A 14,549-nucleotide genomic window follows, 5' to 3' on the forward strand; every position below is an offset into this window, starting at 1 on the left:
TCTGAGAGACCAAACGCCCTTCAAAACCTGAACCAACAACACAGTTGCTCGGGTCAAGCCCGACGGAAGTCCGGTGGTAGGTCAGATTTGTCTTTCCCCATCTAGGGCGAGGCTGGGAAGGGGTGAAGCCCCACGCACCATATACCCAGCGGTCTCCCCTTGCCCCAACCCGCCCCACTCGCTACTTCCCATCCATGGCCGAAGAAAAGCTGCCCGAACCAAAACGCCGCAATCGCACGCTCAGCGTGGCCGATGTGCTTTCGGGCGCGCTCGATCCGGTGCTGAAAAAGCGTGGTTTCGCCACGCGCGACATCATCACCCATTGGCGGGTCATCGCGCCCCCGCCCTATGATCAGACGACCATGCCGGACAAACTGGTCTGGCCCCGCAGCGCCGGCCATGGCCATGAGGGCGCGGTGCTCTATCTCCGCTTCGGTCCCGGCCAAGCCCTCTTCGTGCAGCATGCCGCGCCCGAGATCGCCACGGCGGTCAATCGCTATTTCGGCTATCTCCTCGTCAACGAAGTGCGGCTCTCGGCCGAGCCATTCACCCCTGGTTCAGGCGCCAAGCGGCAAAAAACCCGTGAGCCAAGCCAGAACGAGATCGCCAAGGTGGGCGCCGCAGTTGAAAAAATCGACGATGAAGATTTAAAGGCCGCCTTGCGTGATCTGGGCCTGGCTCTAGCCGGCCGATCGGAGCGTAAGGACGGATAGTCCGTTCACCCCCAAGTGATAATCGTGCCCACTTGCCGACATCAACGCCATGTGTAGTGTCGCGCAGACAATGTTCAGGAGCCTAAAGCCGTGAAATTCAATCGCCGTGAGACCCTTATTCTTGGTGCGGCCGCTTCGGCGCTCAGCCTTTCGGGCATCAGCGCAACGCAAGCCGCGGACGGCGATGTGGTCGATCCGGCTAAGCTTGCCGCTCCTGCTGGCAATATCGCCGACAAGGTCGAAGGCTCCGCCGACGCCCCGGTCACCGTCTACGAATATGCTTCGCCGACCTGCCCGCACTGCGCTGAATTCCACAACAACACTTATGCGCCCTTCAAGGCTGCCTATATCGACACCGGCAAGGTCAAGTTTGTCGTTCGCCCATTCGTGCGCAACGTGCTCGACGCTGCCATTTTCATGCTGGCCGAAGCTGCCGGCGAGACGAATTACGAAAACGTCCTCGCCACCTATTTCCGCACCCAGGGCGAATGGGGCGTGTCGCAGACGCCGCGCGACGCGATCTTCACCATCGCAACTCAGCTTGGTTTCACCCAGGAGACCTTTGACGCTGCCCTGACGAATCAGGACCTGTTCGCTGGCATGGAAGCCATGCGCGATCAGGCACTGAATGACTTCGGCCTCCAGGGCACGCCGACCTTCTATATCAATGGCAAGACGCTGTCGGGCGCCCAGACGCTGGAACAGCTTTCTGCCGAGATCGACCCGCTGGTCCCGGCCGATTTTCAGCCGACCACCGGCACCACCACCGAAACTCCGGCCGCAACCACCCCGGCTGCTCCGGCCACCGATGCGACGACGCCGGCAACGCCTGCTCCCGCGGCCACCACGCCGGCACCGGCAACGCCCGTCACCCCGACCGATACGATGGCCCCGGCCGATACCATGACGCCGGTCACCCCGGCTCAGTAAGACCTTTGCAAGATCCCCGCCCCTAGTGGCGGGGATTATGCTATTGGGGTGGCTCCATGATGTTCACCCGCCTCAAACTCCACGGTTTCAAATCGTTCTGTGACGAGACAGTGCTCGTCATGGAACCTGGGCTGACCGGCATTGTCGGCCCCAATGGCTGCGGCAAGTCCAACCTTGTCGAAGCCATGCGCTGGGTCATGGGCGAAAATTCATACAAGGCCATGCGCGCCTCGGGCATGGACGACGTCATCTTTTCCGGCTCCGGCAATCGGCCCGGCCGCAACAGTGCCGAAGTCACCCTCGTCCTCGACAATATCGACCGCACGGCCCCCGCCGCCCTCAACACTGCCGATGTCCTCGAAGTCACCCGCCGCATCGAGCGCGAACAGGGCTCGGTCTATCGCGTCAATGGCAAGGAAGTGCGCGCCCGCGACGTGCAATTGCTGTTTGCCGATGCCTCGACCGGTGCCCACTCCCCCGCCATGGTTCGCCAGGGCCAGATCGGCGAGCTTATTGCCGCCAAGCCCACTGCCCGCCGCGCCCTTCTCGAAGAAGCCGCCGGCATTTCCGGCCTTCACTCGCGCCGTCACGAAGCCGAACTGCGCCTCAAGGCCGCCGAAGCCAATCTCGAGCGCGTCGACGACGTCATCGCCCAGATTGAGACCCAACTCGAAACCTTAAAACGCCAGGCGCGCCTCGCCATCCGCTATCGCGGCCTCTCGGGAGATATTCGCCGGGCCGAAGCCACGCTGTTTCACATCCGCTGGGTCGCCACCCGCGTTGCCGAAAAGGACGGCGAAGCGGCCCAGGCCGTGCTCATCCGCAAGCTCGCCGACGCCACCCATGCCGAGCGCTTGGCGCAGAAAAACGTCGAAGAAGCCGAAGCCGCTCTGCAGCCGCTACGCGAAAAAGAAGCCGTCACCAGCGCCATCCTGCAGCGCTACAAAATCCTCTACGAGCAATTGAGCGATGAAGCGCGCCGCATGAGCCAGCGCCGCGCCGAACTCGAAGAACGCCTCCGCCAGATCGGCGAAGACGGCACCCGCGAACGCGCCCTTGTCGAAGAAAGCCAAGAAAGCCTTGCCGCCTTCGCCGAAGAAGAAGCTCAGCTTTTTGCCGAAGAAGAAGAAGCCGAGGCCGGAATCGAAACCGCGCGCCTCGCCGCCGACGAAGCCCGCGACGCATCCCTTGCCGCCGAAGCCGACGTGCGCCGCCTCACCGACGCCCTCGCCCAAATCCGCGCCCGCCGCACCCAATTCCTGCGCGCGGCGCAGGATGCCCAGATCCGCCTCGAACGGCTCGAACGCGAACTATCCACCGTCGAAGCCGAGAAATCCGAGCTCGCCCTGAGCCTTAACAGCGACGATCGCGTCATTACCGCCCGCGAAGGTCTCGCCGAAGCGCAAGCCATCACCGAAGCCGCCGAAGAAGCCGCCCTTACCGCCGAGGAAGACGCCGCCATAGCCCAGGCGCAACTCGACGACATGCGCCCGCGCCTTGCCGAACTCGACGCCTTCCTCGCCGGCCTCGAATCGGAAGCGTCCACCTTGGGCAAGATGCTCAATGTCGGCTCCAGCCTCTGGCCGGCCATCGTCGATGAACTCAAGGTCGAGCCCGGCTACGAAACCGCCCTAGGCGCCGCGCTAGGCGATGATCTCGACGCCTCTTCCGATGCCGGTGCGCCGCTTCACTGGTCCATTGCCATCGAAGGCTATGACGATCCGCCCCTCCCCCAGGGCGCTGAACCCCTCTCGCGCTACGTCACTGGCACGCCGCTCCTCAAGCGCCGCCTCGACCAGATCGGTCTCGTCAGCGAATTCGATGGCGAAGGCCTTATGCCCGCCCTCTGGCCCGGCCAGCGCCTCGTGACGCTCAACGGCGCCATGTGGCGCTGGGACGGCTTTGTTGCCGCCGCCGATGCCCCGACCGCTGCCGCCCTCCGCCTCGCCCAGCGCAATCGTCTCGCCGAACTCGACGAGGAAATCCTCCGCGCCAAGGCCGAGCGCAACGCCTATCGCCGGGACATCGACGCGCAAACGCAAAAACTCGACCTCGCCCGCCAGGAAGAGCGCCTCCGCCGCGAAGACTGGCGTAAAGCCCAGCATGGCATCGGCGTGGCCCAGACCGAACTCGATACGGCCCTCAAAGCCCAGGGGGAAATCGCCACCCGTCATTCAGCCTTAGAGGAAGCCGAAGCCCGCCTCCGCGTCAGTCTCGATGAAGCCGTTGCGATCCGCGAAGAGGCCGAAATCGCACTCGAAGACCTCGGCGACGAAGACGACAACAGCGCCCAGCTCGGCGCCGCGCAGGCGCACCTCGCCCGCCTTCGCGAAAAATCCGACGAAGCCCGTCTCCGCCTTGGCTCGTTCGAAAACGCCGCCCGTATGCGCCGCGCCCGGCTCGACCAGATCGCCCGCGACAGCGCCGCCTGGCGCCGCCGCCATGAAGCAACGTCCGCCCAATTGGCGACACTTGACCAGCGCGTCGCCGCCATCAATACCCAGATCGCCGAACTCGACACCGCCCCCGATGGCTTCGCCAATCGCCAGGCACAGCTCGAAGACCAGATCAGCGACGCCACCCTCGACTATCAGGAAGCCAGCGACCGTTTCTCAAAGGCGCAAACGGCTTGGCGCGACCACGAAAAGAGCCTCCGCACCGCCGCCGATGCCCTTTCCGAAGTCCGGATCGAGCTGACCCGCATCGAAGAGCGCCTCAAGGGCACCATGGCTCAGCGCCAGCAGATCGAGCGCCAGATCGAAGAAACCCTCGGCATCCCCGCCAGCAAAACCCTCGAAGCCTCCGGCATCCGCCCCGAAGAAGCGCTCCCGCCGGAATCAAGCATCGAGCAAAAGCTCGAACGCCTCAAATCCGAGCGCGAACGCCTCGGCGGCGTCAATCTTTCCGCCGAAAAGGAAGCCGCCGAGGTCCAGGAAAAGCGCGACACCATGGTCGCCGATCGCGACGACCTGATCGAAGCCATCGCCAAACTCCGCAGCGGCATTTCCGCCCTCAACCGCGAAGGCCGCGCCCGCCTCTCCGAGGCCTTTGAAAAAGTGAACGCTTTCTTCCAGGAACTCTTCACCACGCTCTTCGGCGGCGGCACGGCCGAGCTCACCTTTGTTGAAAGCGACGACCCGCTCGAAGCCGGTCTCGAAATCATCGCCCGTCCGCCCGGCAAGAAGCCGCAGACCATGACACTCCTATCCGGCGGCGAACAGGCCCTGACCGCCATGAGCCTAATCTTTGCGGTCTTTCTCACCAATCCCGCGCCGATCTGCGTCCTCGACGAAGTCGACGCGCCCCTCGACGACGCCAATGTCGAGCGCTTCTGCAATCTCCTCGAGAGCATGCGCCAGCGCACCAATACCCGCTTCATGGTCATCACCCACAATCCCATCACCATGAGCCGCGTCGACCGCCTCTTCGGCGTCACCATGGCCGAACGCGGCGTTAGCCAGTTGGTCTCGGTCGATTTGCAGACGGCGGAAAGTTTCCGAGAAGTCGAGCAAGCCTAGCCATTGCCGCGCGGGCATGCCCGTATTACTTGTAATACAAAGGAGAACCGTGATGGCTGAGCTTTCCGATCCCGTTACCTTGCGTCTCCCGCAAGACATCCTGCGAGACGTCGAGAGAATCGCCGCCGGCTCTGAGCGAACGCGAAGCTGGGTCATCGTGCGCGCGCTCAAATATTACCTCGCACAAGAGGCAGAGGGCGGTATCTGCCTTTCGGTGCTGCGCGGCCGTGAAGAAGCGGCCGAGGGCGGTGGCGAAGACCTGGAAGATGTCATCGCCGAACTGGACGAGATTATTCGCAAGGGCAAAGCGGCCTAATGCGCGTGAAGGTTTCGAAAGAAGCCAAGCGCGATATTCAGCGTGAGATCGATTACCTCAAGGGTAAGACGATCTCCGGCATCCTAACCTTTCGCTCGATTATCGAGCGCGCTAGGCAGCTTCTCGCAAGTCAGCCATCTGCAGGTCGAGTGCGGCCGAGCAGCCTCCCGATCCGCGGCGCGCAGCGCATCATAGTCGATGGCTGGTGCTTCGATTATGATGTGATTGACGGCTCGGTCTGGCTACAGCGCGTGACGCACTCGATTGCTACACCCTCGTTGAAATACGACGACGACTTCGATTACGAAAAAGACGATCCGGACAGTTAGACCATCGCGCGATCGGCCCGCGGTGGAACGCCATGATTGCGTGGTCTACCTACCGCCTGCCACCACCGACATGGCCGCACAAGTTGCCCGCTTTGCAACCCAGCCCCTCCCGGGAATCTCTCCTTGAGCCACGGCTTTACCACAATTGACCTGTGGACAGCATGCCGCACCCGTGGATTTCGCGAAAACATAACGCAAAATCAAGAACTTACATCTTCGTCACTTGCCTTGACACCTTTTGGGGCCACCACTATGTTGCGCCCGACCTGAAAAGGCACCGGAAATTCCGGAACAGGCGGGCCAGGGAGGAACGGGATGGCAAAGCCGCCCAATATCCAGGGCCAGCCGGAAAAAGACAGCGAAGTGACGCGTGATCTTGCATCGCGCATTGCTTCTGCCAAGCGGGAACAGGTACTCAAGGACGCTAGAGCCTCGGGTGGTGTCTCGGGCGATATGAGCGGAATGGCGCGCGGCATGCGCATCGCCACCGAATTCATAGCTGCCATTCTGGTGGGGACCTTTGTCGGGTATCTCATCGATCTTGGCCTGGGGACCAGCCCTTGGGGTTTGCTCATCCTGTTCATGGTGGGCTTCGCCGCTGGAATCCGAAACGTCATCCGCGTGGTGACGGACCTGAATGCCGCATCGCCTCCCCCGCCTTCATCGGGCGCGGAAGACGAGAAGCGGACCGATAGTTGATGACGCTTAGAGGGCTCCATGGCCGGTACTGACCCGATCCACCAGTTTGTCATCTATGACCTTTTCCCGATTCATATCGGGGACGAGGCTGCGGGTAACGCCCTTAATCTTTCCTTCACCAATTCATCCCTGTTCATGGTCGTGACCGTCGCTGTCCTGACCGCGTTCATGGCGATGTCGGCCTCCAAGGCCAGCATGGTGCCGGGCCGTTTCCAGCTCGCTGGCGAATTGGCCTATAGTTTCGTGGCCAATATGCTGCGAAGCTCGGCGGGCACTGAAGGCATGAAGTTCTTCCCGTTCGTGTTCTCGCTTTTCGGCTTCGTGCTGGTGGCGAACCTTCTAGGGATGTTCCCCTATTTCTTCACCGTCACGAGCCACATCATCGTCACCGCAGCGCTCGCACTGCTCGTGATTTCGGTGGTGATCCTCTACGGCTTCTTCCGCCACGGTCCGAAATTCCTCAAGCTTTTCGTTCCGGCAGGCGTTCCGGGCTATGTGCTGCCTATCGTGGTGCCGATCGAAATCATTTCGTTCCTGTCGCGCCCGATCAGCCTTTCGGTTCGTCTGTTCGGCAATATCCTTGCCGGTCACATCACCCTCAAGGTGTTCTCTGGTTTCGTGGTCAGCCTTGGTGCCCTCGGCGCTCTTGGTTGGCTCGGCGCTCTGCTCCCGCTCATCATGACGGTGGCAATCACGGCGCTAGAACTGCTCGTCGCAGTGGTGCAGGCCTATGTGTTTGCAGTGCTGACGTCGATGTACCTCAACGACGCGGTCCACCCATCACACTAAGACGTTGAGTCCCTCAAACGGCGGCTTTTCGCCGGTAATACTTTGACCCTCGAAAGGACAAACAAATGGATGTTGAAGCCGCAAAGATGATCGGCGCTGGTATCGCAACCCTGGGTATGGCTGGTGCCGCCCTCGGCGTGTCGAATATCTTCGCAAACTTCCTCTCGGGTGCCCTGCGCAACCCATCCGCAGCTCCGAGCCAGACCGGTAACCTGATTTTCGGTATGGCCATGACCGAAGCTCTGGGCATCTTCTCGTTCCTGGTTGCTCTGATCCTGCTGTTCGTCGCCTAATTCGCGACCAACGAATTTTATCGCAGCCGGACACAAGGGTTCGGCTGCGGTTGCATTCAGCGCCCGCGCTGGATGACCGGATTTAACGGGATCTCGACCAGATGGTAACGCAAGCCTACGCTCAAGAAGCGGTAACGCCGACCGAGGAAAACCTCGACCACGCTGTCGACGCCACCCATGGCGAAGGCGTGGACGCGCACGATCCGACCGCTGACACCCATGCCACGACCGAAGCGCATGGCGAGGGGCATTCCGATGTCTTCCCGCCCTTCGATCCGGCAACTTTCCCCAGCCAGTTGCTCTGGCTCGCAATTTCCTTTGCCGCGCTTTATCTGTTGATGAGCAAGGTCGCCCTGCCCAAGGTCGGCTCCATCATCGAAAAGCGCCAGGCAACCATCGACGCCGATCTGCAGGCAGCCGATGCCGACCGTCAGAAGACCGACGCGGCCATCGCTTCCTATGAAAAGGCACTCGCTGAAGCCAAGTCCAAGGCTCAGGCCATCGCCACACAGTCGCGCGATGCCATGCAGGCTGATCTCGCTGCCAAGCGCAGCGCGGCTGAAGCCACGCTCGCCACCAAGGTCAGCGAAGCCGAAGCCCGCATCACGACCACCAAGAACGCCGCTCTCGCCCATGTCGACGAGATCGCTGCCGAAACGGCCCAGGCCGTCGTCGGTCAGTTCGTGGGTGACGTTTCCGCCGACAGCGTCCGCGCTGCCGTTGCCAAGGTGAAGGGATAATCGCCATGCCCACTTGGATGGATAACAGCTTTTTCGCGCTTGTCGGCCTCGTCATCTTCATCGGCGTGCTGATCTATGTCGGCGTCCCCCGCATCATCGGCGGCATGCTCGACAAGCAGATCAAGAAGATCGAAACGGACCTGAGCGAAGCCAAGCGCCTTCGCGAAGAAGCCGCTGCTCTCCTCGCCGAGTATGAGCGCAAGCGCGTCGCTGCCGAAAGCGAAGCCCAAGGCATCATCGCCGCGGCCCAGGAAGAAGCGGCACGCATGACCGCCGAGGCCCAGACCGCGCTGACCGACCTCGTCGCCCGCCGCACCAAGGCCGTGGAAGACAAGATCGCCCAGGCCGAAGCCCAGGCCATCGCCGACGTCCGCGCCCGCTCCGCCGACCTCGCCGTCGAAGCTGCCCGCGTTGTCCTCACCGACGAAATGAACGCCAAAGGCAGCCAGATCGTCGACAAAGCCATCGCCGACGTCGCCGGCCGCCTGAACTGATTTTTTTGGTTTTTTTGGATTTTTGAAGGCGGGCCCTCGGGTCCGCCTTTTTTGTTTGTTTGTCGCATTTGGCGCCACACCAACCAGCCTTACCCTCGCCCCTTGAGGGAGAGGGACAGGAGTTTCTTCGTTCAGAAGAAATTCCAGGGTGAGGGGTATTCTCTCCTCCGCAGAGGAGCAGGCGGCAGAACGCAGCCCGTCCCTAACTGCTGCCCTTCCCCCCTCCTACCCACCGCCGTCATTGCCGGGCTTGTCCCGGCAATCCATCTCGCCTCCGCATGGACCACCGGGACAAGCCCGGTCGTGACGACCGACGAAAAAGCGCCCTGACAGCTGAAGGCGCCTAGACTGTCTCCTCACCATGCCCACGCCTCCCGTGCACATCCCCACGCCTGCCGTTGACGCCACCACAAATCTCCCTCATGGTGCCTACGACTGCGGGAGAGACTGGCTGAAAATGCCAGCGCCGAAGGAGCAACCGCCCCGGAAACTCTCAGGCAACCGGACCGCAGTCTGGTCAAAACTCTGGAAAGCAGGCCCTCACGGCCTCTCCGAAGGAGCAACCGGCGCTCAGCCGGGAAATCTCTCAGGGCAAGGACAGAGGGGGCACGCACTCCGCCATTTCGGCAGAGCATAGTCGTGTCGCCTTTGAACCCGAGAGACCCATGGCCGAACTTTCGACCGAAGACCTCAAGCAGACCCCTCTCTATGAGCGCCATGTCAGTGCCGGCGGCCGCATCGTGCCTTTCGGCGGATATGCCCTTCCCGTGCAATATCCCACCGGCATCATGACCGAGCACAAGTGGACCCGCGACCACGCCGGCCTCTTCGACGTCAGCCATATGGGCCCAAGCTTTCTGACCCTCAGCGCACCAACGGGCGACACCGCCGCAGACCACGCTGCAATCTCTGCGCTGATCGAGCCCTTGGTCTGTGGCGACATCGCTGGCCTCAAGCAAGGCCAATTGCGCTACACGCTTCTTCTCAACGACAAGGGTGGCACGGTGGACGATCTGATGATCGGTCGCGCTGCCCAAGGCGGCACGCTCTACGTGATCGTCAATGCCGGCACCAAAGACGGTGATTTTGACCTGATCGCCAAGACAGTTGGTGACAAGGCTATGCTACACCGAGCCGACGATCGCGCCCTCCTAGCCCTCCAAGGCCCCGAGGCCGTCAACGTGATGGCCGCGCTCCTGCCCGAGGCGACCGATCTGGGGTTCATGCAGTTCGGCGACTTTGACTGGAACGGTGTTTCGGTCACCATTTCGCGCTGCGGCTATACAGGCGAAGATGGTTTTGAAATCCTGGCTCCGGCCACCTCGGCTTCCGCCCTCTGGGACGCGCTCCTTGCCGATCCGCGCGTAAAGCCCATAGGCCTAGGCGCCCGCGATAGCCTCCGCCTCGAAGCCGGCCTGCCGCTCTATGGCCACGACCTCGACGAAACCATTTCCCCCATCGAGGCCGATCTCGGCTTTGCCGTCTCCAAGCGCCGTCGCGAGGCCGCCGACTTCCCCGGCGCCGAGCGCATTCTCGCCGAACGCGATGGCCAACTCACCCGCAAGCGCGTCGGACTCCTTGTCGAGGGCGCCCCCGCCCGCGAAGGCGCCGAAATCCTCGATGCGTCTGGCGCCGTCGTCGGCGTGGTCACCAGCGGCGGTTTTGCGCCGTCGCTGGGCAAGGCCATCGCCCTCGGCTTCGTGCCCCCTGCCCTTACGACACCCGGCACCAAACTTCAGGTCTCCGTCCGCGGCCGCGCGCAGCCGGCCGAAGTCGTCCAGACCCCTTTCGTTCCCCACCGCTATTTCCGCAAAGCCATCTGAGGCCCGCTCATGACCACCAAGTTCACACCCGACCACGAATATATCCGCGTCGAGGGTTCGACCGGCATTGTCGGCATCACGCCCTATGCGCAGGAGCAACTCGGCGACATCGTCTTCGTCGAACTCCCCGCCGTCGGCAAGGTGCTCAAGAAGGGTGAGGAAGCCGCCGTTGTCGAATCCGTAAAGGCCGCCTCCGAGATCTACGCGCCAGTAACCGGAACGATCGTCGAAGTTAACGGAATGCTAACAAAAGAGCCCGGTTTGGTGAACACAGACCCCGAAAATGCGGGCTGGATGTTCAAGATCGAAATCGCCGATGCCAGCGAAATCGACACCCTCCTCGATGCCGACGGCTATGCGGAATTGACCCTCTGATCATGCGCTACCTTCCCCATTCTGAAACCGAGCGCGCCGAAATGCTCGGCGTCATCGGCGCCGCCGATATCGACGCGCTGTTCTCCGCCGTCCCCAAATCCGCCCTCAAAAGCTTCGATCTTGGCTTGCCCGCGCATAGCCCGGAATTCCTCGTCGAAGCCCATATGCGCGCGCTCGCGGCCAAGAACCACGCCGCTGGCGATGGTCCATTCTTCGTCGGCGCCGGTGCCTATCGCCACCACGTGCCGGCAACGGTCGATCATTTAATCCAGCGTTCCGAATGGCTTACGGCCTACACGCCCTACCAGCCAGAAATCTCGCAGGGCACCCTGCAGATGCTGTTCGAATTCCAGACCCAGGTCGCCAAGATCACCGGCATGGACGTCGCCAACGCTTCGCTCTATGACGGCTCCACCGGCACCGCCGAAGCGGTGCTCATGGCTAAGCGCCTGACGAAAAAGAACAAAGTGCTTCTCTCCGGCGGCCTCCACCCGCACTATCGCGACGTCGTCAAAGCCTATCTCAAGGACGATTCCGATCTCGTCTGCCTCTCGCCTTCCCCGGAGGGCCAGGGAGATATCGTGAGCCAGATCGACGGCAACACTGCTGCCATCGTCGTCCAAACCCCTGATTTCTATGGCCATCTCCGCGACCTCAAAGCCGCCGCCGATGCCGCCCACGCCCAAGGCGCGCTGCTGATCGTCGTGATTACCGAGGTCGTATCTCTCGGCCTCCTCGAAGCCCCGGGCGCACTCGGCGCCGACATCGTCGTCTGCGAGGGCCAGTCGATCGGCAACGCCCTCAACTTTGGCGGCCCCTATCTCGGCCTCATGGCGACCCGCAAGGAATTCATCCGCCAGATGCCCGGTCGCCTCTGCGGCGAAACCGTTGATGCCGATGGAAATCGCGGCTTCGTGCTGACGCTCTCAACCCGCGAACAGCATATTCGCCGAGAGAAGGCGACGAGCAATATCTGCACCAATTCCGGCCTTTGCGCCCTCGCCTTCTCCATCCACATGTCGCTCCTCGGCGAAGCCGGCTTCACCCGCCTGGCTCGCCTCAACCACCACAACGCGGTCAAGCTCGCCCGCATGCTGGGCACGCTTCCAGGCGTGGAATTGCTGAACAAGAGCTTCTTTAACGAGATGACGATCCGACTGCCTGTTCCGGCTGCTCCAGTCGTCGAAATGCTGGCGCAAGCTGGAGTTTTGGCCGGTGTGCCGGTCAGCCGGCTCGAACCGGGCTATCCGGATGTCGAGAACTTGATCGTCTTGGCCGCGACGGAACTGACCACCCACGCCGATATCGAAATGCTGGCCGAGTGCCTCCACGCCGCCATTGAGGAGGACGCGCAATGAGCATGAACACCCAAGGCCGCCCAACCGGCATCGGCACCAGTGGCAGCACCGCCGCGTCAGGCTCGGCGCTCATCCCCGATGAACCACTGCTGTTCGAAATCGGTGACACCGAGCATTCCGGTGTCGACCTCCCCGAAGTCAAAATCGACGGCAGCTATCTTGGCGGTTTCGAGCGCAAGACCAAGCTCGATCTCGCCGGGCTCACCGAGCCCGAAGCCATGCGCCACTATGTGCGCCTCTCCCGCATGAACCATTCGATCGACAGCGGCATGTATCCGCTCGGTTCCTGCACGATGAAGCACAATCCGCGCCTCAACGAAAAAATGGCTCGTCTGCCGGGCTTTTCGGACATTCATCCGCTGCAGCCGGTCTCGACCGTGCAAGGCGCGCTCGAGCTGATGAACCAGCTCAGCCACTGGCTTCTCACCCTCACCAACACGGCTGCCGTAGCCCTCTCACCCAAGGCCGGCGCCCATGGTGAACTGCTCGGCATGATGGCCATCAAGGCGGCTCAGGAAGCTGCCGGCCAGGCGCACCGCACCATCGTCCTTGTCCCTGAAAGCGCCCATGGCACCAATCCGGCGACTGCGGCTTTCCTCGGCTACACGGTCAAGCCCGTGCCCGCCAAGGCCGATGGCACGGTCGATGTGGAAGCGGTGAAAGCCGCGCTCTCGCCCGAAGTCGCGGCGATCATGCTGACCAATCCCAATACCTGCGGCCTTTTCGAGCCACAGGTGATTGAGATTGCGAAGGCAGTGCACGATGCCGGCGCGTTCTTTTACTGCGATGGCGCCAATTTCAACGCCATCATGGGTGTGGTTCGTCCAGGCGATCTCGGCATCGACGCCATGCACATCAACCTCCACAAGACCTTCTCGACGCCCCATGGCGGCGGCGGGCCGGGTGCGGGTCCAGTGGTTCTCTCCGAGGCTCTAGCGCCCTTCGCGCCGGTTCCTTTCGTGCGGAAGGGCGAAAAGGGGCTGGAGCTGGTCGAACATATTGGAGAGCATGCGCTGGGCCGCGTAACGGCCTTCCACGGCCAGATGGGCATGTATGTCCGCGCCCTGACCTATATGCTGAGCCATGGCGGCGATGGTCTGGCCCAGGCCGCGCAGGATGCGGTGCTCAACGCCAACTATATCAAGGCGCGTTTGCAGCACATCTTCTCGGTGCCTTTCCCCGATTATCCGACCATGCACGAGGCGCTGTTCGACGACAGCTTCCTGAGAGATACCGGTGTCACGACGCTCGATTTCGCCAAGGCGATGATCGACGAGGGTTTCCACCCGATGACCATGTATTTCCCCTTGGTCGTCCATGGCGCCATGCTGGTCGAACCCACGGAAAGCGAGAGCAAGCAGACGCTTGACCGCTTCTGCGACGTGATGGTGGAACTGGCGACAGACGCCAAGGCCGGCAACGCCGCCCGATTCACCGCAGCTCCGGCCAAGGCGCCGCGGCGACGATTGGACGAAACCCGGGCCGCGCGTCAGCCCGTGCTCAAATGGGAAAAACCTGCGGATTTGCCGCAGGCGGCAGAATAGAAAATGGCGGCCCAAAAGGCCGCCATTTTCATTTCCTTAGTCGGCGAAATCAGCCCCGCGTATCGAAACCGACCCAGATCGTGATGCTCTCCCCACCGAGATAGGGGATAGCGACGTTTTCGACGACCTTGACGAATTCCGCCGATTGGGCCGGCGGCGTCAACGCGACGGGGATGGTGTATTTTTCCGAGAAGATTGCCTGGCCATCGCGCTCTACGGCGAAACGGATTGGGGCGTTGACCGAACTCTGGCTGCCGGCAGGCCCGAGCAACACGCGGCCCGAAGCGCCCATATTGACGGTGATGACGCCGTTGGAGACGACACAATTGCGCGTCACTTCGTCGATCACACCCTGATATTGCAGCGATTTGGCATCGCCCGTGCGGCCGCCGCCATAATAGAACATGGCCTCGCCGCCAACGCGCACCTTGATCGGCGGACATTCGGTGGCGATCGCTGGTAGCGCATTGGTCTGTGCCTGAGCCACAGCTTGGGGTGATGCCGTCGCATTCTGGAGATTGGCGCTGGTCGATGGCCCACCGCCGAACATGCTGCCCATGGAGCACCCGGCGAGAGCCGCAGAGAGACCGGCAAGGGCGACAAGTCGCAGAACGGTCGGCTTGGTCAT

Annotated in this window: 15 protein-coding genes and 1 riboswitch; of the genes, 14 read left to right on the forward strand and 1 reads right to left on the reverse strand. The window is 62.2% G+C overall.

The window, feature by feature from the left end:
• The first annotated feature begins 194 nt into the window (after window positions 1-194).
• The 14 genes from ASE94_RS08725 (at window position 195) to gcvPB (ending at window position 13,921) form a co-directional block, all read left to right on the forward strand.
• Window positions 195-713: a DciA family protein gene (locus ASE94_RS08725; RefSeq protein WP_062630095.1), complete on the forward strand. Its 519-nt coding sequence runs from the start codon at window positions 195-197 to the stop codon at window positions 711-713.
• A 90-nt stretch (window positions 714-803) separates the two neighbouring features.
• Window positions 804-1,643: a thioredoxin domain-containing protein gene (locus tag ASE94_RS08730; RefSeq protein ID WP_062630096.1), complete on the forward strand. Its 840-nt coding sequence runs from the start codon at window positions 804-806 to the stop codon at window positions 1,641-1,643.
• Window positions 1,644-1,699: 56 nt separating this feature from the next.
• Entirely contained in the window at window positions 1,700-5,161 is a 3,462-nt protein-coding gene (locus ASE94_RS08735) for an AAA family ATPase (protein WP_062630097.1), read from the forward strand.
• Between the two features lie 52 nt (window positions 5,162-5,213).
• Window positions 5,214-5,477 carry a ribbon-helix-helix domain-containing protein gene (locus tag ASE94_RS08740; protein ID WP_062630098.1) on the forward strand — a complete coding sequence of 88 codons (264 nt, stop codon included), beginning with the start codon at window positions 5,214-5,216 and terminating at the stop codon, window positions 5,475-5,477.
• Complete coding sequence (locus tag ASE94_RS08745; RefSeq protein WP_062630099.1) at window positions 5,477-5,806, forward strand: hypothetical protein; 330 nt, start codon at window positions 5,477-5,479, stop codon at window positions 5,804-5,806. Before ASE94_RS08740 ends, ASE94_RS08745 begins: the two co-directional genes overlap by 1 nt.
• A 315-nt stretch (window positions 5,807-6,121) precedes the next feature.
• Complete coding sequence (locus ASE94_RS08750) at window positions 6,122-6,505, forward strand: AtpZ/AtpI family protein (protein WP_062630100.1); 384 nt, start codon at window positions 6,122-6,124, stop codon at window positions 6,503-6,505.
• Window positions 6,506-6,523: 18 nt separating this feature from the next.
• Window positions 6,524-7,294, forward strand: coding sequence for a F0F1 ATP synthase subunit A (locus tag ASE94_RS08755; RefSeq protein ID WP_061907823.1), 771 nt, complete (start codon window positions 6,524-6,526; stop codon window positions 7,292-7,294).
• A gap of 65 nt (window positions 7,295-7,359) precedes the next feature.
• Window positions 7,360-7,587: a F0F1 ATP synthase subunit C gene (locus ASE94_RS08760; RefSeq protein WP_046103481.1), complete on the forward strand. Its 228-nt coding sequence runs from the start codon at window positions 7,360-7,362 to the stop codon at window positions 7,585-7,587.
• Between the two features lie 101 nt (window positions 7,588-7,688).
• Entirely contained in the window at window positions 7,689-8,327 is a 639-nt protein-coding gene (locus ASE94_RS08765) for a hypothetical protein (protein WP_082461110.1), read from the forward strand.
• A 5-nt stretch (window positions 8,328-8,332) separates the two neighbouring features.
• Window positions 8,333-8,821: an ATP F0F1 synthase subunit B gene (locus ASE94_RS08770; protein ID WP_200913630.1), complete on the forward strand. Its 489-nt coding sequence runs from the start codon at window positions 8,333-8,335 to the stop codon at window positions 8,819-8,821.
• Window positions 8,822-9,249: 428 nt separating this feature from the next.
• Window positions 9,250-9,340: riboswitch (glycine riboswitch) on the forward strand.
• Between the two features lie 146 nt (window positions 9,341-9,486).
• Window positions 9,487-10,644 carry a glycine cleavage system aminomethyltransferase GcvT gene (gene gcvT / locus ASE94_RS08775; protein ID WP_062630102.1) on the forward strand — a complete coding sequence of 386 codons (1,158 nt, stop codon included), beginning with the start codon at window positions 9,487-9,489 and terminating at the stop codon, window positions 10,642-10,644.
• A gap of 9 nt (window positions 10,645-10,653) precedes the next feature.
• The gene (gcvH, locus tag ASE94_RS08780; protein ID WP_062630103.1) at window positions 10,654-11,019 is read left to right on the forward strand and encodes a glycine cleavage system protein GcvH; all 366 of its coding nucleotides are present in this window, start codon (window positions 10,654-10,656) and stop codon (window positions 11,017-11,019) included.
• Window positions 11,020-11,021: 2 nt separating this feature from the next.
• Window positions 11,022-12,377, forward strand: coding sequence for an aminomethyl-transferring glycine dehydrogenase subunit GcvPA (gcvPA, locus tag ASE94_RS08785; RefSeq protein WP_062630104.1), 1,356 nt, complete (start codon window positions 11,022-11,024; stop codon window positions 12,375-12,377).
• The gene (gene gcvPB / locus ASE94_RS08790) at window positions 12,374-13,921 is read left to right on the forward strand and encodes an aminomethyl-transferring glycine dehydrogenase subunit GcvPB (RefSeq protein WP_062630105.1); all 1,548 of its coding nucleotides are present in this window, start codon (window positions 12,374-12,376) and stop codon (window positions 13,919-13,921) included. Before gcvPA ends, gcvPB begins: the two co-directional genes overlap by 4 nt.
• A gap of 49 nt (window positions 13,922-13,970) precedes the next feature.
• On the opposite strand, the gene ASE94_RS08795 is transcribed toward gcvPB, so the two are convergent.
• On the reverse strand, window positions 13,971-14,549 hold the full coding sequence (locus ASE94_RS08795) for a hypothetical protein (RefSeq protein WP_062630106.1): 579 nt from the start codon (window positions 14,547-14,549) through the stop codon (window positions 13,971-13,973).

Origin of the sequence: Devosia sp. Leaf64 (assembly GCF_001421945.1) — a bacterium.
Classification (GTDB): domain Bacteria; phylum Pseudomonadota; class Alphaproteobacteria; order Rhizobiales; family Devosiaceae; genus Devosia.